The 19,829-nt window shown below is 73.5% G+C and carries 16 protein-coding genes; 4 read left to right on the top strand and 12 right to left on the bottom strand.

The window, feature by feature from the left end:
* Positions 1 to 91: 91 nt before the first annotated feature.
* A complete protein-coding gene (locus SCK26_RS18320; RefSeq protein ID WP_318202378.1) occupies positions 92 to 1,027 on the top strand; it encodes a Bro-N domain-containing protein in 936 nt (311 codons plus the stop codon).
* Between the two features lie 88 nt (positions 1,028 to 1,115).
* On the opposite strand, the gene SCK26_RS18325 is transcribed toward SCK26_RS18320, so the two are convergent.
* Genes SCK26_RS18325 through pdhA (SCK26_RS18335) form a run of 3 tightly spaced genes read right to left on the bottom strand, consistent with a single transcriptional unit; the run spans position 1,116 to position 4,744 of the window.
* The gene (locus SCK26_RS18325; protein WP_318202379.1) at positions 1,116 to 2,537 is read right to left on the bottom strand and encodes a dihydrolipoamide acetyltransferase family protein; all 1,422 of its coding nucleotides are present in this window, start codon (positions 2,535 to 2,537) and stop codon (positions 1,116 to 1,118) included.
* 10 nt (positions 2,538 to 2,547) lie between these two features.
* Positions 2,548 to 3,525, bottom strand: a complete 978-nt coding sequence (locus SCK26_RS18330) for an alpha-ketoacid dehydrogenase subunit beta (protein WP_318202380.1) — start codon at positions 3,523 to 3,525, stop codon at positions 2,548 to 2,550.
* Position 3,526: 1 nt separating this feature from the next.
* The gene (pdhA, locus tag SCK26_RS18335; protein WP_318202381.1) at positions 3,527 to 4,744 is read right to left on the bottom strand and encodes a pyruvate dehydrogenase (acetyl-transferring) E1 component subunit alpha; all 1,218 of its coding nucleotides are present in this window, start codon (positions 4,742 to 4,744) and stop codon (positions 3,527 to 3,529) included.
* Between the two features lie 541 nt (positions 4,745 to 5,285).
* Between pdhA (SCK26_RS18335) and SCK26_RS18340 the strand changes: the two genes are divergently transcribed.
* A complete protein-coding gene (locus tag SCK26_RS18340) occupies positions 5,286 to 6,302 on the top strand; it encodes a phosphotransferase (RefSeq protein WP_318202382.1) in 1,017 nt (338 codons plus the stop codon).
* A gap of 69 nt (positions 6,303 to 6,371) precedes the next feature.
* Here SCK26_RS18340 and SCK26_RS18345 read toward each other — a convergent pair whose 3' ends face one another.
* Positions 6,372 to 8,018 carry a protein kinase domain-containing protein gene (locus tag SCK26_RS18345; RefSeq protein ID WP_318202383.1) on the bottom strand — a complete coding sequence of 549 codons (1,647 nt, stop codon included), beginning with the start codon at positions 8,016 to 8,018 and terminating at the stop codon, positions 6,372 to 6,374.
* A 344-nt stretch (positions 8,019 to 8,362) separates the two neighbouring features.
* Between SCK26_RS18345 and SCK26_RS18350 the strand changes: the two genes are divergently transcribed.
* A complete protein-coding gene (locus SCK26_RS18350; RefSeq protein WP_318202384.1) occupies positions 8,363 to 10,012 on the top strand; it encodes a Stk1 family PASTA domain-containing Ser/Thr kinase in 1,650 nt (549 codons plus the stop codon).
* Positions 10,013 to 10,136: 124 nt separating this feature from the next.
* Here SCK26_RS18350 and SCK26_RS18355 read toward each other — a convergent pair whose 3' ends face one another.
* Positions 10,137 to 10,676, bottom strand: a complete 540-nt coding sequence (locus SCK26_RS18355; protein WP_318202385.1) for a bacterial proteasome activator family protein — start codon at positions 10,674 to 10,676, stop codon at positions 10,137 to 10,139.
* 173 nt (positions 10,677 to 10,849) lie between these two features.
* On the opposite strand from SCK26_RS18355, the gene SCK26_RS18360 reads away from it, so the two are divergent.
* Entirely contained in the window at positions 10,850 to 11,704 is an 855-nt protein-coding gene (locus SCK26_RS18360; protein ID WP_318202386.1) for a hypothetical protein, read from the top strand.
* 26 nt (positions 11,705 to 11,730) lie between these two features.
* Here SCK26_RS18360 and SCK26_RS18365 read toward each other — a convergent pair whose 3' ends face one another.
* From SCK26_RS18365 to pdhA (SCK26_RS18395), 7 genes are all read right to left on the bottom strand, one after another.
* On the bottom strand, positions 11,731 to 12,711 hold the full coding sequence (locus tag SCK26_RS18365; protein WP_318202387.1) for an NAD(P)H-quinone oxidoreductase: 981 nt from the start codon (positions 12,709 to 12,711) through the stop codon (positions 11,731 to 11,733).
* A gap of 29 nt (positions 12,712 to 12,740) precedes the next feature.
* Entirely contained in the window at positions 12,741 to 13,838 is a 1,098-nt protein-coding gene (locus tag SCK26_RS18370; RefSeq protein WP_318202388.1) for a potassium channel family protein, read from the bottom strand.
* The gene (locus SCK26_RS18375) at positions 13,835 to 15,256 is read right to left on the bottom strand and encodes a molybdopterin molybdotransferase MoeA (RefSeq protein ID WP_318202389.1); all 1,422 of its coding nucleotides are present in this window, start codon (positions 15,254 to 15,256) and stop codon (positions 13,835 to 13,837) included. Before SCK26_RS18375 ends, SCK26_RS18370 begins: the two co-directional genes overlap by 4 nt.
* Positions 15,253 to 16,167: an NTP transferase domain-containing protein gene (locus tag SCK26_RS18380; RefSeq protein WP_318202390.1), complete on the bottom strand. Its 915-nt coding sequence runs from the start codon at positions 16,165 to 16,167 to the stop codon at positions 15,253 to 15,255. The genes SCK26_RS18375 and SCK26_RS18380 overlap by 4 nt, the downstream gene beginning before the upstream one ends.
* Positions 16,168 to 16,237: 70 nt before the next feature.
* Positions 16,238 to 17,611: a dihydrolipoamide acetyltransferase family protein gene (locus SCK26_RS18385; RefSeq protein WP_318202391.1), complete on the bottom strand. Its 1,374-nt coding sequence runs from the start codon at positions 17,609 to 17,611 to the stop codon at positions 16,238 to 16,240.
* The gene (locus SCK26_RS18390) at positions 17,611 to 18,615 is read right to left on the bottom strand and encodes an alpha-ketoacid dehydrogenase subunit beta (protein ID WP_318202392.1); all 1,005 of its coding nucleotides are present in this window, start codon (positions 18,613 to 18,615) and stop codon (positions 17,611 to 17,613) included. Before SCK26_RS18390 ends, SCK26_RS18385 begins: the two co-directional genes overlap by 1 nt.
* A complete protein-coding gene (gene pdhA / locus SCK26_RS18395; RefSeq protein ID WP_318202393.1) occupies positions 18,612 to 19,787 on the bottom strand; it encodes a pyruvate dehydrogenase (acetyl-transferring) E1 component subunit alpha in 1,176 nt (391 codons plus the stop codon). Before pdhA (SCK26_RS18395) ends, SCK26_RS18390 begins: the two co-directional genes overlap by 4 nt.
* Positions 19,788 to 19,829: the final 42 nt, after the last annotated feature.

Raw genomic sequence — 19,829 nt, forward strand, 5'->3', positions numbered from 1 at the left:
TGCCGGTAATTCACCTGTAATCACGAAAATAAGCCTTGCAATTGGCATATTCGATTTCCTCCGTTCTACGTTCCGCGACGGAGGTGTTCGCATGAACGAACCCAGGAAGCAGTCCGACGCCGAGGGACGGCGTCAGGCGATCGACATCAGCGACTTCGTGTACGCGGCGACCGGCGCCCGTGTCCGCCGGCTCACCATGCCGGACGGAAGCCATTGGTTTCCGGCGGTGGATGTCTGCAAGGAACTCGGTCACACCAACTCTCGGCAGGCTCTCGCCGACCACATGCCCGAAGAGCACCGAAAGACACTCGAGACCGTAAGTGGAGCTTACGGTCTCAGCATTCCCGCAGGTAGGGAGTGGCGTCGAGACCTGAATCTGATCTCTCTGCAAGGTCTCGTCCTGCTCGTCAACGCCTGCACCAAACCGGCCTGCACGCCCTTCAAACTGTGGGTCGCCGAAGTCGTCGAGACCGTCCAGCGCGAGGGTTCCTACACGCTCGACAAGGCGGAGGTGCAGCCGGCCGAACCGGGCGCGCCCGTCGCGTACGCCATGCCGGAACAGGTCGCGGAGGCCATCGTCCGGCTGGAGGCGCACAACCTCCGGCTGGACGAGGAGCTGGCGAAGGGGCAGCGCGAGTCGATCGAGCTGCAGAAGGCGACGCTGGCCGTGCAGCAGGCCATGGTGCGGGCGATGGAGCGGATCGCGGACCGCATCGACGGACTCCCTCTCCCGCGTCCCGCGCTCGGCACTCCCCTCGCGGCGCCGCCCACCACGCAGACCCTGCTGGCCGGCTGGCGGCAGCGGTTGTCGGTGACGGCGGACGTGTGGACGGTGGCCGTCGTCATCGCCCCGATCCTGGTCGAGAAGGGCGAGCTGCGCGAGCCGCTGGAGTCCATCGCGGCCCGTACCGGGCTGTCGGTGCACCGGGTCAACGAATGCCTCCGGCTGCTGCGCAAGCACGCCTGCATCCGCTCACGGGGCGGGACGGCGAACGGAGCGCCGGTGTACGTGCTCAACGAGGGCTGAGAGGAGCCGGGAAGAGCGAAGGGGGCGGTCGCAAACAGAAGTTGCGGCCGTCCCCTTCACCTTCGGCAGAGTACCCCGGCGTGAGCCGTCACGCCCAGGTGATCAGACGCTTCGGCTGTTCCAGGATCGCCGCGACGTCCGCCAGGACCTTGGAGCCCAGCTCGCCGTCGACCAGGCGGTGGTCGAAGCTGAGGGCCAGGGTGGTGACCTGCCGCGGCTTCACCTTGCCCTTGTGCACCCACGGCTGGAGCTTGATCGCGCCGACCGCGAGGATCGCCGACTCGCCCGGGTTGAGGATGGGAGTGCCCGTGTCCACGCCGAAGACGCCGACGTTGGTGATGGTCACCGTGCCGCCCTGCATCGCAGCGGGCGAGGTCTTGCCCTCGCGGGCCGTCGTCACCAGCTCACCGAGCGCCTCGGCCAGCTGCGGGAGCGTCTTGTCGTGCGCGTCCTTGATGTTCGGGACGATCAGCCCCCGGGGGGTGGCCGCCGCGATACCCAGGTTGACGTAGTGCTTGAGCACGATCTCCTGGGCCGCCTCGTCCCAGGAGGCGTTGATCTCCGGGTTGCGCTTGATGGCGACCAGCAGGGACTTGGCGATCAGCAGGAGCGGGTTGACCCGCAGGCCCTGCATGTCCTTGTCCTGCTTCAGTTCGTCGACCAGCCGCATGGTGCGGGTCACGTCCACCGTCACGAACTCGGTGACGTGCGGGGCCGTGAACGCCGAGCCGATCATCGCCTGGGCGGTGGCCTTGCGCACGCCCTTGACCGGGACGCGGGTCTCGCGCGCGGTGTCGTACGACGCCACGGGCGCCGGGGCCGCGGGGGCGGCGGCCGGGGTGGCCGGGGCGGGCGCGGGCGGGGCCTGGGCGGCCGGTTCGGCGGTCCGCGGGGCGGCCGCGGCGTGGACGTCCTCGCGGGTGATGACGCCGTCCGGGCCGGACGGGACGATCGCGGCCAGGTCGACGCCCAGGTCCTTGGCCAGCTTGCGCACCGGGGGCTTGGCCAGCGGGCGGGGCCTCTCGGCGACCGCGCCGCCGTGGCCGTTCAGCTCGGCCTGGATCGCCTGCGCCGGTCCCGGGACACCGGCCTGCGGGCCCTTGCGCGGGCGGCGCTTGGTGGAGGTGGTGGCCACGCCGTAACCGACCAGGACGGGCTGGCGGCCCTCCTGCTTCGGCTCCTCCTCGGCCGCGGCGGGCTCCGCCGCCGGCCGCTCGGCGGGCACCTCGGGAGCCTCGGGAGCGGCGGCGCCGGCCACGGCGACCTTGATGATCGACGTGCCCACGTCCACCGTGGTGCCCTCGGGGAAGCACAGTTCGCGGACCACGCCGTCGTAGGGGATGGGCAGTTCGACGGCCGCCTTCGCCGTCTCCACCTCGCAGACCACCTGGCCGTCGGTGACCGTGTCGCCCGGCTGGACGTACCACTTGAGGATCTCGGCCTCGGTGAGCCCCTCGCCCACGTCGGGCATCTTGAACTCGCGTACGGACGCATCCGTCATCGTCGTCACGTCCCTCTCCTCAGTACGCCAGCGAGCGGTCGACGGCGTCGAGCACGCGGTCCAGGTCGGGCAGGTACTCCTCCTCCAGGCGGGCCGGCGGGTACGGGGCGTGGTAGCCGCCGACCCTGAGGACCGGTGCCTCCAGGTGGTAGAAGCAGCGCTCGGTGATCCGGGCGGCGATCTCCGCGCCGGAGCCGAAGAACACCGGCGCCTCGTGCACCACGACCAGGTGGCGGGTCTTCTCCACCGAGGCCTGGACGGCGTCGAAGTCCAGCGGGCTGACCGAGCGCAGGTCCAGGACCTCCAGGGACCGGCCCTCCTCGGCCGCCGCGGCGGCGGCCTCCTGACAGAGCTTCACCATCGGGCCGTAGGCCGCCAGGGTCAGGTCCGTGCCCTCGCGGACGACGCGCGCCTTGTGCAGCGGGGCCGGGATCGCCTCGGGGTCGACCTCGGCCTTGTCCCAGTAGCGCCGCTTGGGCTCGAAGTAGATCACCGGGTCGTCGCTCTGGATGGCCTGCTGCATCATCCAGTACGCGTCCGAGGAGTTCGACGGGGAGACGACCTTCAGGCCGGCCACATGGGCGAACAGCGCCTCCGGGGACTCCGAGTGGTGCTCGACCGCGCCGATGCCGCCGCCGTAGGGGATGCGGACGACGACCGGCAGCTTGACCTTGCCCAGCGAGCGGGCGTGCATCTTGGCGAGCTGGGTGACGATCTGGTCGTAGGCCGGGAAGACGAAGCCGTCGAACTGGATCTCCACCACCGGGCGGTAGCCGCGCAGGGCCAGGCCGATCGCGGTGCCGACGATGCCGGACTCGGCCAGCGGGGTGTCGATGACCCGGCTCTCGCCGAAGTCCTTCTGCAGGCCGTCCGTCACCCGGAAGACACCGCCGAGCTTGCCGACGTCCTCGCCCATGACCAAGACCTTGGGATCGGCGTCCAGGGCGCGGCGCAGCGACTCGTTGATGGCCTTGGCCATCGCCATCTTCTCGGCCATCTCAGTGACCCCCTTCATCGGCGAACGACGCCTGGTAGGCAGCGAACTGGGCGCGCTCCTCGTCCACGAGCGCGTGTCCGTCCGCGTACACGTTCTCGAAGAGGGCGAACCGGTCCGGGTCGGGCATGGCGCGGACCGCTTCGCGCACTCGTCTGCCCAACGCCTCGGACTCGGCCTCGAGTTCCGCGAAGAATCCCTCGTCCGCGTGGTTCGACGCCTCCAGGTAGCGGTGCAGGCGCAGGATCGGGTCCTTCGCCTCCCAGGCCAGCCGCTCCTCGTCGCCCCGGTAGCGGGTGGGGTCGTCGGAGGTGGTGTGGGCGCCCATGCGGTAGGTGTACGCCTCGACCAGGGTGGGGCCCTCGCCGTTGCGGGCGCGCTCCAGCGCCCACTTGGTGACCGCGAGGCAGGCCAGCACGTCGTTGCCGTCGACCCGGACGCCCGGGAAGCCGTAGCCCTGGGCGCGCTGGTACAGCGGGACCCGGGTCTGCTTCTCGGTCGGCTCGGAGATCGCCCACTGGTTGTTCTGGCAGAAGAACACCACGGGGGCGTTGTAGACCGCGGAGAAGGTGAACGATTCGGCCACGTCGCCCTGGCTGGAGGCGCCGTCGCCGAAGTAGGCGATGACCGCCGAGTCCGCGCCGTCCTTGGCCACGCCCATCGCGTAGCCGGTGGCGTGCAGCGCCTGGGAGCCGATCACGATCGTGTACAGGTGGAAGTTGTTGCCGTTCGGGTCCCAGCCGCCGTTGTTCACGCCGCGGAACATGCCGAGCAGGTTGGTCGGGTCGACGCCGCGGCACCAGGCGACGCCGTGCTCGCGGTAGGTCGGGAAGACGTAGTCGTCCGGACGGGTGGCGCGGCCCGAGCCGATCTGGGCGGCCTCCTGTCCCAGCAGGGAGGCCCACAGGCCCAGTTCGCCCTGGCGCTGCAGGGCGGTGGCCTCGGCGTCGAAGCGGCGGGTGAGCACCATGTCGCGGTACAGACCGCGCAGCTCTTCGGGAGTGATGCCGGCGACGTAGCCGTCGTACTCGGCGTTCTCGACCCGCTCGCCCTGCGGGGTCAGGAGCTGCACGAGGTCGGGGTCGGTGCTCTTCTTCGCGGTACTGCGGGTGGTACGGGTGGTGCGCTTGGTGCCGGTGGCTCCGGTCTTGCTGCCGGTGGTGCCGGCCTTGCCTGCGGCGGTGCGTCGCGGCTTGCGCGCGGCACTGCTCTCCACGGTCACGTGTGCTCCTCCGTCGTTCCGGCCCCCGGGGTTGCCGGTAGGCCAGTGCGGCTCACCTGTTTCGACCACCGGGCACGGGGTGGGTGCCACTCGGCCGGGAACAGGCGTGACAGGTGCCCCGGCGAGCGCCCTGCAACCATCACGTTACCCAGTGCCCCACATTTCTGTGAAACCCCGTTTGACCTGCGATTTTGCTTGGATTTCCAAGTAAATCCAGGTGGTGGGAAAGCGCGCTGGTCACAGCCCTGCGACAGGCCCGAGCAAGCGCACGTTATCCCGCCGACCCAGGTCACGGGAAGGGTTCCCTGTGAAACAGGACTCGTACACAAAACAGGAGAAATCCCGTTATTACCACCCGGCGACCGGGGTGCGGAATGCGGTGGCGTGACGGACGGCCGTCACCGTCACCCATATGCACGAGGAAAAGCCCGAGCGGTGGCCGAAAGCGACCGCCGATGACAGTGTGTGACAACGCCCAGCTCACGGCCTCCTGACGTGCCCTACCATCTGGCGCGTGCCGCGCTCATGTGTACCACCCGTCGTGCCTCACGCGCCCCCTCTGGGCGCCCTGCTGCGCCTGTACGCCGCGGGTACCGCCCTCACCTGCGAGCCGGTGGACCAGGGCCTGCTCAACCGCGGCTACCGGCTGCGCACCACGCGCGGCCGTTACTTCCTCAAGCACCACTTCGATCCGGACACCGCCGACCCGGCCGCCATCGAACGCCGGCACCGGGCCACCCAGCGCCTGGCCGACCTGGGCGTCCCGGTCGCCCCGCCGCTCGCGCACCGCGAGGGCCGCACGGTCGCGGTCGTCGGCGGCCACGCCTACGCCCTGCACCCCTGGATCGACGGCGGTCACCGCCACGGCGGCCAGCTCACCCGCGCGGAGAGCGCCCGCCTCGGCGCGCTCCTGGGGGCCGTCCACGCCTGTCTGGAGCGGGTGATGCCGCCCAAGGGCCGCACCCGCCCGGCGACGAGCCCGCACCCCGTGGAGAGCGCCGACCCGGCCGACACCTTCGCCCTCATCGACGACCTGCTCGCGCGGGCGCGCCGGCACCGGCCCGCCGACGCCTTCGACGAACTCGCCCGGCACCGGCTGCTGGAGCGCCGCGCCCTGCTGGAGCAGCACGCGGACCGGCGCCCGCCGCGCGGCGGTCCGGTGGGCTGGGTGCACGGCGACTTCCACCCGTTCAACCTGCTCTACAAGGACGACGGCCCGGCCGCCATCGTGGACTGGGACCGGCTCGGCGTGCAGCCGCGCGCGGAGGAGGCCGTCCGTGCCGCCGCCATCTTCTTCGTGCGGCCCTCCGGACGGCTGCACCTGCCGAAAGTGCGCGCCTATGCGCGCGCGTACCGGCGCGCGGCCGGCGCCACACCCTCGGAACTGGCGGCGGCCGTGCACCGCGTGTGGTGGGAGCGGCTGAACGACTTCTGGATGCTGCGCTGGCACTACGAGCGCGGCGACACGCGCGCGGACTGCCAGTTCCCGGCCGCGTCGGCGCTCGCGGTGTGGTGGACGCGCGAGTACGACGCGGTGTGCGACGCGTTCGTGCGGTGAACGGCCGGCGCGCGGCGAACGGCCGGCGTCACCTCAGGGTGTCGCCGGGCCGGTCGCCGCGGGCTCGCTTCAACCGGTGGTCTCGCCGGTGGTGCCGCCGTCCGTGGTGGTCCCCTCGGAGGTGCCGCCGTCGGTCGTGGTCCCCTCCGAGGTGCCGCCGTCGGCCGTACCGGCGTCGGTGCCGCCGTCGCCGGTCCCCGCGTCGGTGCCGCCGTTCACCGGGTCCGTCGGCTGCGACGGGGTGGTCTGCGGGCTCGACGGCTCGGTGCTCGGGGTGGAGGAGGCCGAGTGCGACTGGGGGTACGACGGTGTGGTGGCCGGCGGCCAGCCGGAACCGCCACCGCCGCCCGTGCTCGAACCACCGGTGTCCGTGGAGACGTCCGGCGACTCCTCGGTGTCCTCCTCGGTCGGGGTCGGGGAGGGCGACTCCTTCTTCGTGTCCTTGGAGTGCGTCGTCGTCGGCTTGGTGTCGGTGCCCTTGCCGCCGTCGCCGCCGCCCGTGTTGTGCAGCGCCAGCGCCACGCCCGCCGAGATCGCGATGACCGCGAGAACGGCGAGGATCCACAGCTTGCCGCGTCCGCCGCCCTTGTTGCCGTGGCCCTCGAAGCCGCCGTCGTCGCCGTTGCCGTAACCCGTGGGCAGGATCGGCTGCGGGATCTGCGCGGTGCCGCCCGCGTCCACCGGGTGCGGCATGACGGTCGTTCCCGCGAAGCCGGCCGACGGGGTGTGCCGGCCGTCGTGCGCCTCCACCGGACCGGTGTTCCAGGTGCCGGTGTGGGCGCCCTGCTCGTACAGCATCTGCAGGCCGTACTGGACCAGCCCGCGCATCTCCTCGGCCGTCTGGAACCGGTCGTCGGGGTCCTTGGCGAGGGAGCGCATCACCAGGCCGTCCAGCTCCGGCGGGCAGGTGCCTTCGGTGACCTGCGACGGCGGCACCGGGATGTCCTGGACGTGCTGGTAGACCACGGAGAGCGGGGTCTCGCCGGTGAACGGGGGCCGCAGCGAGAGCAGTTCGTACAGCAGGCAGCCGGTGGCGTACAGGTCGGAGCGGTGGTCGACGGCCTTGCCGAGCGCCTGCTCCGGGGAGAGGTACTGCGGTGTGCCCATGACCATGCCGGTCTGCGTCATCGTCGTGGACGCGCCGTGCAGGGCGCGGGCGATACCGAAGTCCATCACCTTGACGGCGCCGCTGTGGGTGATGATCACGTTCGCCGGCTTGATGTCACGGTGCACGATGCCGTGCTGGTGCGAGTAGGCGAGCGCCTCCAGCACCCCCGAGACGATGATCAGGGCCTGCTCGGGGCCCGGCGCCTCGGCGTTCATCAGCAGGTCGCGGATGGTGCGGCCCTCGACCAGCTCCATGACGATGTACGGCACGGACTGGCCGCCCACCGTGTCCTCGCCGGAGTCGTACACGGCGACGATCGCGTGGTGGTTGAGGCCCGCGACGGACTGTGCCTCACGGGTGAAGCGCGCCTTGGAGACCGGGTCTTCGGCCAGGTCCGCGCGGAGCAGCTTGACCGCGACCGTACGGCCCAGACGGACGTCCTCGGCGGCGAACACCTCGGCCATGCCGCCCCGGCCGAGGCGGTGCGTGAGCCGGTACCGGCCGTCTCCGACGAGCCCGCCGTTGCCCCACAGCTCCGGCGCGTCCGACATGCCGCCGCCAGTCGCCTCGGGGTCGGACGGGCCCTGAGAGCGCTGCGTCTGTGCCATCAGTCCTCGCCGTCGTTTCTGCCCGCGGTGCGCGCGGTGTTGTTACGGTCTCCGTCGGCCACGCTACAGCCTTCGTGGGGGCCGCCGGTCCGGAACCGCGACCGGGACGGACCCGAGACGGGACCGGTCATGAAACCTCTAGCACGCGCTGTCGTGCAAATTCCGTGTGCTGGTCGTACGTCCCCTGTAACGCTTGCGCGACGCTTCTTGCGCGTACGGTCACGGAACGGGCACCGAGCTTGACGTGTCGGTGCCCTCGGGCAGACTTGGCCGGGAATGAGACATTCGATCAAGGCCTGTTCGCTGGATCACGGCGCCGGACGGCCACTGGGGGACGCGGAGAGATGAGCCAGCACGGCGCACGGGGCCGGTACGCGGGGCAGGCCCTGGCCCAGGGCCGCTACCAGCTGCGCGACCTGCTCGGCGAGGGCGGCATGGCCTCGGTGCACCTGGCGCACGACACGGTGCTGGACCGTCCGGTCGCGATCAAGACCCTGCACACCGAACTCGGCCGGGAACCGGCGTTCCGCGAGCGCTTCCGCCGCGAGGCGCAGGCCGTGGCCAAGCTCACGCACACCAACATCGTCTCCGTCTTCGACACCGGCGAGGACGAGCTGGACGGCATGGCCACGCCGTACATCGTCATGGAGTACGTCGAGGGCCGGCCGCTGGGCTCGGTCCTGGAGGAGGACATCCGGCAGCACGGCGCGATGCCCGCCGACAAGGCGCTGAAGGTCACCGCCGACGTGCTCGCCGCGCTGGAGATCAGCCACGAGATGGGGCTGGTCCACCGCGACATCAAGCCGGGCAACGTGATGACGACCAAGCGCGGTGTGGTCAAGGTCATGGACTTCGGCATCGCCCGCGCCATGCAGTCCGGCGTCACCTCGATGACGCAGACCGGCATGGTCGTGGGTACCCCGCAGTACCTCTCGCCCGAGCAGGCCCTGGGCCGCGGCGTGGATGCCCGCTCCGACCTGTACTCGGTCGGCATCATGCTGTTCCAGCTGGTCACCGGGCGGCTGCCGTTCGACGCGGACTCGCCGCTGGCGATCGCGTACGCGCATGTGCAGGAGGAGCCGGTGGCGCCCTCCTCGGTCAACCGCTCGCTGCCGCCCGCCGTGGACGCGCTGGTCGCCCGCGCGCTGAGGAAGAACCCGAACGAACGCTTCCCGACCGCCGAGGCCATGCGCGACGAGTGCCTGCGCGTCGCGGCCTCCCTCCAGGCGGCTCCGCCGAGCATCGTCGCGGACGCCGGGCCGCGGCAGAGCGGTTCGGGCGTCGGCTCCGCGGTGTTCCCGCCGGTCGACCAGGCGGCCCCGGCCCCGCACGGGCAGGTCCGGACGCCGTACCAGCCGGCCCCGGCCCCGAACCCGTACGGCCACCCGGCCCCCGCCCCGGCCTACGGCTATCCGTCGCAGGGCGGCTACCAGACCCCGCCCGCCGCCTACGGCCCGCAGGGCACCGCCCCGACCCCGCCGCCGTACACCATGTCGCCCCAGTCGCCCCAGTCGCCGCGGCAGACCCGGCCGTCCGCCGGGCCGGGGCGCGGCAGGCGGCCGATGATCATCACCTCGGTCGCGGTGGCGGCCATCGTGGTCGCCGGGGCGGCCGTCGCGCTGACGCTGCGCAACGGCGGTGACGCCGAGGCCAAGGGCACCGGCGCCTCGGCGTCCGCGTCCGCGTCCCACCGGGCGGGCTACCGCGGGCCGGACCGCACGCGGCGGATCGACAAGGAAGAGTGCACCGACCCGCAGGAGTCGTGGCGCGACTCGGACAAGATCGAGCTGCCCGACTTCCGGTACAAGGACATCGTCTCCGTGAAGGAGTGCCTCCAGGCCGCGGGCTGGAAGTGGAAGATCGACCCCGAGGACGACAACACCTGGGGCGAGGACACCGTCCTGAAGCAGTTCCCCGAGCAGGGCGCCGACGTCGACCCGGACGACGTGGGCACCATCGAGCTGAGCGTGTCCTCGGGCAATCCCCCGCAGTGACCGGCGGCCGGGGCGCGGCCCGCGCGCCCGCCCCGCGGCCACGGGACAGGACAAGGGCCCGGCGGTCGTCCGCCGGGCCCTTTCGTGTCGTAGTCGGGTCGGTTGAGCCGCTTCTGGGCGCGGACTACAGGTACGGGCCGCCCGAACGGCCGCCCATGTGGTGCTCGTCGCCGCCGTCGGGACCGGCCACGCCGGGCGGGAGCGCGCGGCGCATCTGCTCCAGCTGGGCCCGCGCGGCCATCTGCTGCGCGAACAGCGTGGTCTGGATCCCGTGGAAGAGACCCTCCAGCCAGCCCACCAGCTGTGCCTGCGCGATCCGCAGTTCCGCGTCGCTCGGGGTGGTGTCGTCGGTGAACGGCAGGGACAGCCGCTCCAGTTCCTCGACCAGCTCGGGGGCCAGGCCGTCCTCCAGCTCCTTCACGGAGCTGGCGTGGATCTCCTTCAGCCGCACCCGGCTGGCCTCGTCGAGAGGAGCCGCCCGCACCTCCTCCAGCAGCTGCTTGATCATGCTGCCGATCCGCATGACCTTGGCCGGCTGTTCCACCTGCTCCGTCACCGGGGTCTCGCGGGAGTCCTCGTCCCCGCCGCCGAGTGCCATCCCGTCCTGACCCACGACGAGGATCTGGGGATTCTCCGGCGACCGTTCGTTCCTCGGCATCTCCATGCAGCCATTCTCTCCCACGCCCCCGCCCCGGCACCGTGGCGCCCCCGTGTGGCGCCGTTCGGCCGTTTCGACCCATCGGCCCAATCCGGCATGCCCTCTCCGGGATCGGATGTGAGGCTGGTTCCGTCGGTTATCCATCGGTCACGACACCTGGGCTCCGGGAGGTCACCGACGTGACTCCACGCCTGCGACTCACGCTCCGCTGTCTGCGGCTGCCGGCCGTGCTCACGGCGGCGGCGCTGCCGTGGTACGGCATCGCCGTCGTGTACGGCAGCCCGCCCGCGCACACCGCCGAGCCGGGCCCCGCCGCCGCGTCCGCGCGCCACGGCGAGAGCCGGCCGGAAACCGCGCGGGAGGCGCCGCCGGGCCGGTCGCTGCCGGGGCACCCTGCCCCGGACCACTCGGCCGCGACCCGGTCCGCCGCGGCGGCCCGTCCGCACGCCGGACGTCCGGACGCGGAGCGCGGCGCACCGGAAGAGGAGCATCCCGGGCGGGACCATCCGGAACGGAACCACTCGGACCGCGACCATCCGGACCGCGACCATCCGGACCGCGACCGGCCGGGCCGGGGGCCTTCCCCGTCCGCCGGTCTCGCGCAGGACGGCTCGGCCGCTCCCGTCCCGCTGCCGTCCGACTCCGCGTCGGCCTCGGTCCATCCCTATCGCTCCCTCGCCTGGACCGAGCCCACCCGGGCGGGCAGCAGGGCCGGGGAGGGGCGGATGCGCCCGGGCCGGCCGGAAGGGCCGGTGGCCGAGGCGGAGGACGAGGACGGCTCCGCCGCCACCCCGGCCGTCCAGCCCGCGGAGCCGGAGACCACGGATGTGCCCGCGGCCTCCGGGGAGCCGCCCGAGGAGGCCGGTATCGGCTCCGCCACGCCCGCGCCGCGGACCGGCGCCCGGCAGGCGGCCCCGCGGAGCGAGACCGCCACGGAGCCGGTCCTGCGGATCCTGCCGCTGGGCAGCGGCCTGGTGCTGATAGGGCTGGGGCTCGGCCTGGCCCTGCTGGGACTGAGACTGCGCAGGAGCTGAGCGCGCCGCGCCGGCGCGGCGGGCCGCTACGGCGCGACCAGCAGCACCTTGCCGATGTGGCCGCTCTCCTCCACCAGCCGGTGCGCCTCGGCCGCCTCCGGCATCGGCACCTCCCGGTCCACGACCGGCCGGACGTGCCCGTCGGCGAGCAGCGGCCACACGTGCTCGCGCACGGCGGCGACGATGGCCGCCTTCTCGTCCAGCGGACGGCCGCGCAGCGAGGTCGCGCTGATGGCGCCCCGCTTGCCCAGCAGCGCGCCGATGTTCAGCTCGCCCTTCACCCCGCCCTGCATGCCGATGATGGCCAGGCGTCCGTTGACGGCGAGGGCCTGGACGTTGCGGTCCAGGTACTTGGCCCCCATGTTGTCCAGGATGACGTCGGCGCCCGCGCCGTCGGTGGCCTGCTTGATCTCGGCGACGAAGTCCTGCTCGCGGTAGTTGACGAGCACGTCCGCGCCCAGCTCGGCGCAGCGGTCCAGCTTCTCCCGCGTGCCGGCGGTCACCGCGACCCTGGCGCCGACGGCCTTGGCGAGCTGGATCGCCATGGTGCCGATGCCGCTGGAGCCGCCGTGCACCAGCAGCGTCTCGCCCGGACGCAGATGGGCGACCATGAACACGTTGGACCAGACCGTGCAGACCACCTCGGGCAGCGCCGCCGCCTGCCGCGGGGAGAGGCCCTCGGGCACCGGAAGCAGCTGTCCGGCCGGTACGGCGACCTTCTCGGCGTAGCCGCCGCCCGCGAGGAGCGCGCACACCTCGTCGCCGACGGCCCAGCCGGAGACGCCGGGGCCGAGCGCGGCGATCCTGCCGGAGCACTCCAGGCCGGGGTAGGGGGAGGCGCCGGGCGGAGGGGAGTAGGCGCCCTGGCGCTGGAGGATGTCGGCGCGGTTGACGGCGCTGGCCGCCACCTCGACCAGCACCTCGCCCTCGCCGGGCACCGGATCGGGGACCTCCGTCCACACCAGCGCCTCGGGACCACCGGGTTGGGGAATCGTGATCGCATGCATGCGGGTGACGCTACTCCCCACCGGTCCCGTCAGCCGTGCGGCAGGGGGCGGGTGTCCGGGGTGACCTGGCTGCCCGGGGTGGCCCGGACGATGGTGATGAGCCGGTCCGTCAGCTGGAGGGTGCCGAGGGACGGATCGTCGTAGCCGAGCACCCGGTGCCCGCGGACGACGCTCAGTACCAGGTCGTCCGTCTCGCGCGGCTTCTTGCCCACCTCGGCGCGCACCACCGGCCGCTCCACGATGTCCAGCCCGCTGCCCTGCTGGATGAGGTCCTCCATCACCATGCCTGCGGCCGGGCTCAGCACCGACAGGCCGAGCAGCCGGCCGGCCGCGCCGGAGCTGGTGATGACGGCGTCGGCGCCGGACTGCCGCAGCAGCGGGGCGTTCTCCTCCTCGCGGACGGCGGCCACGATCTTGGCGCCGCGGTTGAGCTGGCGGGCGGTCAGGGTGACGAGGACCGCGGTGTCGTCGCGCTGCGGGGCGACGATGATCTGCCGGGCCTTGTGCACCTCGGCCCGCTTGAGCACGTCGCTGCGGGTGGCGTCGCCTATCACTCCGGCGTAGCCCTCGGCGTTCGCCGCGTCGATCGCCTTGGAGCTGGGGTCGACCACGACCACCTGCTCCCTCTTCAGCCCGGTCGCGCAGACGGTCTGGATGGCCGACCGGCCCTTCGTGCCGAAGCCGATGACGACGGTGTGATCGCGCAAGGTGGACCTCCAGCGGTTCAGGCGCCATTCCTCACGGGTGCGTTCGGTGAGGACCTCCAGCGTGGTGCCGACCAGGATGATCAGGAACAGCACGCGCAGGGGCGTGATGAGGAAGATGTTGGCGAGCCGGGCCCCGTCGCCGACCGGGGTGATGTCGCCGTAGCCCGTGGTGGAGAGGGTCACGGTCGCGTAGTAGAACGCGTCGAGGAGGCCGACGGAGCCGTCGGCGTTGTCGTGGTAGCCGTCGCGGTCGAAGTAGACGATCAGCGCGGTGGCCACCAGCACCGCCAGGGCCATGACCAGCCGCTTGACGACCTGGCGGACCGGGCGCTCCATCACTTTTCTCGGGAGCTTCACCCGATGGGTCACCAGGTGCTCGCCCGCCTGGCGGGCGATGGCGTCGTGGCCCGGAAGTTTCACGTGAAACACACCCCGATTCCGGCGGTCGCCCATGGCAGGTCCAGCAGTTCCGCCTCCTCGCCCTGCCGGGCCCCGCCCGGCGGTACGACGGCCAGCGCGTCGGCGGCGGCGATGCCGCGGAGCATCGCGGGACCGTTGTAGCGCAGCGGCACGGCATGGTCCCCGCGCAGCACCACCGGGATGAGCCGGGTGTCGTACGGGTGTCCCTGCACCGCCTCCTTCAGGGGCAGGGCGTACGGCTCGGGGGCGGGACGGGCGGCGAGGGTCCGCAGCAGCGGCTCGGCGAGCGTGAGCAGGCCGGAGACGGCCGCGAGCGGGTTGCCGGGCAGACCGACGAGGTGCTGGCCGTCCTTGGTGCGGGCCAGCAGCATGGGGTGGCCGGGGCGCACCTTGACGCCGTCGACGAGGAGTTCGGCGCCGATGCGTTCCAGGACCGGGTGGACGTGGTCGACGGGTCCGGCGGCGGTGCCGCCCGTGGTGACGACGAGGTCGGCCCGGGAACCGGTGACCGCCTTGCGCAGCGCCCGGGCGTCGTCGCCGATCCGGCGCACGGCGATGACGTCGGCGCCGAGCGCGCGCAGCCAGGGCGGCAGCATGGGGCCGAGCGCGTCCCTGATCAGCCCGTCGTGCGGCAGGCCCTCGGTCAGCAGTTCGTCGCCGAGGATCAGGAGTTCGGCGCGGGGGCGGGGGACGGCGGTGACCGTGTCGTAGCCGGCCGCCGCGGCGAGGCCCAGGACGGCGGGGGTGACGAGGGTGCCGACGGGCAGCAACTGGTCGCCGGTACGGCACTCCTGGCCCCGGGGGCGGATGTCCTGGCCGTGGAACATCTCGCGGGTGGGGTGCAGCCGGCCCTGGGCGTCGGTCCGGCCGTGCTCGGTGCGCAGGACGGCGGTGGTGTCGGCGGGGATCCGGGCGCCGGTGGCGATGCGGACCGCCTCGCCGTCGGTGAGCGGCCCGGGCGGAGCGTGCCCGGCGAGGACGCCCTCCTCCCGTACCTGCCAGGGGCCGGGACCGGCGACCGCCCAGCCGTCCATCGCGGAGGTGTCGAAGGAGGGCAGGTCGGTGAGGGCGTCCAGGGGGGCGGCCAGGACCAGCCCGAGGGCGTCGCCGAGGGGTACGGAGACGGGGGCGCGGCGGGGTGCGGGGGCGTCCGCCGCCGGGTCGTCCCGGCCGTGGGCGCGCGCGGTGCGGGCGGCGCGGGCGGCGATCTCGCGGGCGTGGGGCCAGGCGGTGGCCGTGTGCCGCGCGCCGGGCCGCCCGTCGGCCCGGCGCGCGGCCGGTCCACCGGGCGGACCGCTTCCCGGGCCGTCGTTTCCGGGTTCCTCGCGGGGTTCCCTCACCAGTGCCAGGGCCTCCTCGACGTCGAGGTCGTCGGTGTCGGCGGCGGGCGTCCCGGCCCGGGTGCCGGGGGCGGTCATCCGGCGTCCGGGGCGCTCGGGCCCCCGCCGCTTGCGCTCTTCCCGTCCCCGTCGTTCTCCTCCTGCCAGCGCAGGGCCAGCGCGGTGGCCCTGCGGGCGGCTTCGGCGACGGCCTCGGGGCCGCCCGCGCCCCGGGCCGCGGCGTAGCCGACGAGGAAGGTGGTCAGCGGCGCGGCCGGGCGGGCCACGCCGTGGGCGGCGTCCCGGGCCAGGTCGAGCAGGACGCCGGTGTCGACGTCCAGGTCGATGCCCAGCTCGTCCTTGACTGCGGAGATCCATTCATCCAACACGTGCCCATGCTCCCTGATCCGTGCCCTGGCGTCGGCGATGTCGTCCCAGGTGTCGCAGTCGAAGGACGCGAGGGGGTCCGGGACGCGGGTGAGGTGGAGGGCGCCGGTCAGCCGGCGCAGGGGCAGCCCGGTGAGGCCGTCGTGGGCGGCGTGGAGGGCGGCCAGCTCGCGGCGCAGGGCGGCGGTGCGGTAGGCGGCCACGAGCGGCTGGTCGCGGCCGTCGGCGTCGGTGAGGAGCGCGCCGTCGGCGCCGGTGTCCCGAAGGGCCGTCAGCAGCCGCCCGATCGTGGCGGGCCGGAGGAAGGGCAGGTCGGCGGAGAGGACGGCGGTGTGCTCGGCGGCGGCGTGCCGCAGTCCGGCCGCCAGCGCGGCGAGCGGCCCGCCGCCGGGCGGGTCCTCGCGGGTCCAGCGCACCGGGCGTGCGGTGGGCCGGGGCGCGGCCACGACGACGGTCGTCCGGGCGTCGGCGCAGGCCGCGAGCACCCGGTCCAGCAGGGCCCGGCCGCCGACCCGGACACCGGGCTTGTCGGCTCCGCCGAGCCGCCGGGCGGACCCGCCGGCCAGTACGACGGCGTCGTACGGGGCGGGTGTCCCGGGAGCGGCGGGTGCGGCGTCGGTCACCCCACGAGTATGTCCCGTCGGCCCCTCCTCGCGGACCGGCCGCGGGTCACAGGATGCGCACGCTCCTCTCTCACAGGGTGCGCAGCAGCACCGCCGGCTGTTCCGCACAGTCCGCCACGTACCGCAGGAAGCCGCCCGCCGTGCCGCCGTCGCACACCCGGTGGTCGAAGGTGAGCGAGAGCTGCACGACCTGCCGGACGGCCAGCTCGCCCTCGTGCACCCACGGCTTGGGCACGATGCGGCCGACGCCGAGCATGGCCGCCTCGGGGTGGTTGACGATCGGCGTGGAGCCGTCGACGCCGAAGACGCCGTAGTTGTTCAGCGTGAAGGTGCCGCCGGTGAGTTCTCCGGGCGTCAGCGTTCCGGTGCGGGCCGCCTCGGTGAGCCGGGCGAACTCGGCGGTCAGGGACTCGGCGTCGCGCGTGTGGGCGTCCCGGACGACCGGCACGACCAGTCCGCGGTCGGTCTGCGCGGCGAACCCGAGGTGGACGCGGTCGAGCCGGACGATCTCGCGGGCCTCGGTGTCGACGTACGAGTTCAGCTCGGGGAAGCGGGCCAGCGCGGCGGTGCAGATCCGGGCGAGCAGCGCGAGCAGGGAGATCTTCGGGCCGCCGGCGGCGTTCATCGCGGTCCTGGCGCGCAGGAGTTCGGTCGCGTCGGCGTCGACCCAGCAGGTGGCGTCCGGGATCTCCCGGCGGCTGCGGGCGAGCTTGTCGGCGACGGCGCCGCGGACGCCCTTGAGCGGGATCCGCACCCCGTCCCCGGCACGAGGAGCCGCCGCGGTGACCGGTACGGCCGGTTCGCCGGCCGTCCCCGCGGAAACCGGCACCGTCCGGCCGAGGTCCGTGCCGGCGCGGCCGTCCCGGGTGCGCAGGGCGTCCTCGACGTCGGCGCGCAGGATGAGGCCGTCCGGGCCGGAGCCGGTCAGCCGCCGCAGGTCGACGCCGTTGTCCCGGGCGAGCCTGCGCACCAGCGGGGAGATCACGGGGACCGGCCCGTCGACGGGTGCGGGAGCGGCTGCCGACGAGGGCGCCGGTGCGGCCGCGGGCGCGTCGGGGACGGCTTCGGCGGTTCCCGGCCGCCGGGACCGCCCGTCGGCGGTGACCGTGCCCGTCCGGACCCGGCGGCGGCGGGCCGCCGGTGCCTGGGTGCCGTAGCCCACCAGGACGTTGCCCGAGCCCTCCGGAGCGCCTTCCGGTTCGCCGACGGCGACCGTCAGCAGCGGGGCGCCGACGGGCAGTTCGGTGCCCTCCTCGCCGAAGCGGGCGGTGACCACGCCGCCGTAGGGGCAGGGCACCTCGACCATCGCCTTGGCCGTCTCCACCTCGACCACCGGCTGGTCGACGGCGACCACGTCGCCGACCTGGACCAGCCAGCGGACGATCTCCGCCTCGGTGAGCCCTTCGCCGAGGTCGGGCAGCCTGAACTCCAGCACCTGGGCCATCAGCTCCCCGCCTCCCACTGCAGCCGGGCCACGGCGTCCAGGATGCGGTCGACGCCGGGCAGATGGTGCCGCTCCAGCATGGGCGGCGGATAGGGGATGTCGAAGCCGGCCACGCGCAGCACGGGTGCCTCCAGGTGGTGGAAGCAGCGCTCGGTGATGCGGGCCGCGATCTCGCCGCCCGGTCCGCCGAACCCGGTGGACTCGTGGACGACGACCGCGCGGCCGGTGCGCCGGACGGCCGCGCAGACCGTCTCGTCGTCGAACGGCACCAGGGAGCGCAGGTCGACCACCTCCAGGTCCCAGCCCTCGGCCCGGGCGGCCTCGGCGGCCTCCAGGCAGACCGGCAGCGAGGGGCCGTAGGTGATCAGCGTGGCACTGGTGCCGGGGCGGCGCACCACCGCGCGTCCGAGGGGCGCCACCTCCGTGGGCTGCTCGGGGTTCCAGGCGTCCTTCGACCAGTAGAGCCGCTTGGGCTCCAGGAAGACCACCGGGTCGTCGGAGGCGATGGACCGGCGCAGCAGTCCGTAGGCGTCGGCGACGGTGGCCGGGGTGACGACGTGCAGGCCCGGGGTCGCCATGTAGTACGCCTCGGACGAGTCGCTGTGGTGCTCGACGCCGCCGATGCCGCCGCCGTAGGGGATGCGGACGGTGATCGGCAGGGGCATCCGGCCGCGCGTGCGGTTGCGCATCCGGGAGACGTGGCTGACCAGTTGCTCGAACGCCGGGTAGGCGAAGGCGTCGAACTGCATCTCCACGACCGGGCGCAGGCCGTACATCGCCATGCCGACGGCGGTGCCGAGGATGCCGGCCTCGGCGAGCGGGGTGTCGGTGCAGCGGTCCTGGCCGAACTCCTTGGCGAGTCCGTCGGTGACGCGGAAGACGCCGCCGAGGGTGCCGACGTCCTCGCCCAGGACGTGCACGGCGGGGTCGTCGGCCATGGCGTCGCGCATCGCGCGGGTGAGCGCCTGGGCCAGGGTGGCGGGCTTGACGGTGACGGTGGTCATCGGGCGCCGCCTTCCCGCGCGCCGGGCTCCTCGCCGGGTCCGCCGGACGGCTCCCGCTCGGCCTCCAGCTCCGCCCGCAGCAGGGCGCGCTGCTCGCGCAGCTGGGCGGTGTTCTCGGCGTAGACGTGGTCGAAGAGGGCCATGGGGTCCGGCTCGGGGTCGCGGTTCATGCGTTCCCGCAGGGAGGCGGCCATGGTCTCGGCGTCCTTCCGGGCGGCCTCGATGCCGGCCTCGTCCAGCAGGCCGCGCGCGGTCAGTTCGCGTTCCAGCAGCTCGACCGGGTCGTGCGCGCGCCAGGCCGCGACCTCGGCGTCCTCCCGGTAGCGAGTGGCGTCGTCGGCGTTGGTGTGGGCGTCGAGGCGGTACGTCACCGCTTCCACCAGGGTGGGGCCGCCGCCCGCGCGCGCGTGCCGTACGGCCTCGCCGAGGACCTGGTGCACGGCCGCTGCGTCGTTGCCGTCCACCAGCCGGCCCGGCATGCCGTATCCGACGGCCTTGTGGGCCAGGGAGGGCGCGGCGGTCTGCTTGGCGAGCGGGACGGAGATGGCGAAGCCGTTGTTCTGGACCAGGAAGACGACCGGGGCCTGCCAGACGGCGGCGAAGTTCAGCGCCTCGTGGAAGTCGCCCTCGCTGGTGCCGCCGTCGCCGACCATGGCGAGCGCCACCACGTCGTCGCCCTTGAGGCGGGCGGCGTGGGCGAGGCCGACGGCGTGCGGCAGCTGGGTGGCCAGCGGGGTGCTGAGGGGGGCCACCCGGTGGGCGCAGGGGTCGTAGCCGCTGTGCCAGTCGCCGCGCAGCAGCGTGAGCGCCTCGACCGGGTCCACGCCGCGGGCGATGACGGCGAGCGTGTCGCGGTAGCTCGGGAAGAGCCAGTCGCGCTCCTCCAGGGCCAGGGCGGCACCGATCTGGCAGGCCTCCTGGCCGGTGCTGGACGGGTAGACGGCGAGCCGGCCCTGCTTGGTCAGGGCGGTGGCCTGCGTGTTGTAGCGGCGCCCGCGCACCAGCTGGGCGTAGAGCCGGAGCAGCAGGCCGGGGTCGGTCCCGGCGGCCGACTCGGTGCCGAGCACGCGGTAGGGCTCGGCGTCGGGCAGCAGCGGCGCGGGGTCCGTACGGGGCTGCCAGGCGGGCGGCGGCGACGGCCGGTACGCGCCCCGCTGCTCCAGAACCGTCATGACGGCACCTCCTCGTGGGAGCGGCTACGGAGACGGATCGGC

It is taken from the genome of Streptomyces sp. SCL15-4 (assembly GCF_033366695.1).
Taxonomy (GTDB): domain Bacteria; phylum Actinomycetota; class Actinomycetes; order Streptomycetales; family Streptomycetaceae; genus Streptomyces.

Bases quoted from the DNA above. Each gene is read 5' to 3' on its own strand.
- SCK26_RS18320 (WP_318202378.1), top strand. From the start codon at position 92: ATGAACGAACCCAGGAAGCAGTCCGACGCCGAGGGACGGCGTCAGGCG.
- SCK26_RS18330 (WP_318202380.1), bottom strand. From the start codon at position 3,525: ATGGCCGAGAAGATGGCGATGGCCAAGGCCATCAACGAGTCGCTGCGC.
- SCK26_RS18345 (WP_318202383.1), bottom strand. From the start codon at position 8,018: ATGGCACAGACGCAGCGCTCTCAGGGCCCGTCCGACCCCGAGGCGACT.
- SCK26_RS18350 (WP_318202384.1), top strand. From the start codon at position 8,363: ATGAGCCAGCACGGCGCACGGGGCCGGTACGCGGGGCAGGCCCTGGCC.
- SCK26_RS18355 (WP_318202385.1), bottom strand. From the start codon at position 10,676: ATGGAGATGCCGAGGAACGAACGGTCGCCGGAGAATCCCCAGATCCTC.
- SCK26_RS18365 (WP_318202387.1), bottom strand. From the start codon at position 12,711: ATGCATGCGATCACGATTCCCCAACCCGGTGGTCCCGAGGCGCTGGTG.
- SCK26_RS18375 (WP_318202389.1), bottom strand. From the start codon at position 15,256: ATGACCGCCCCCGGCACCCGGGCCGGGACGCCCGCCGCCGACACCGAC.
- SCK26_RS18385 (WP_318202391.1), bottom strand. From the start codon at position 17,611: ATGGCCCAGGTGCTGGAGTTCAGGCTGCCCGACCTCGGCGAAGGGCTC.
- SCK26_RS18390 (WP_318202392.1), bottom strand. From the start codon at position 18,615: ATGACCACCGTCACCGTCAAGCCCGCCACCCTGGCCCAGGCGCTCACC.
- pdhA (WP_318202393.1), bottom strand. From the start codon at position 19,787: ATGACGGTTCTGGAGCAGCGGGGCGCGTACCGGCCGTCGCCGCCGCCC.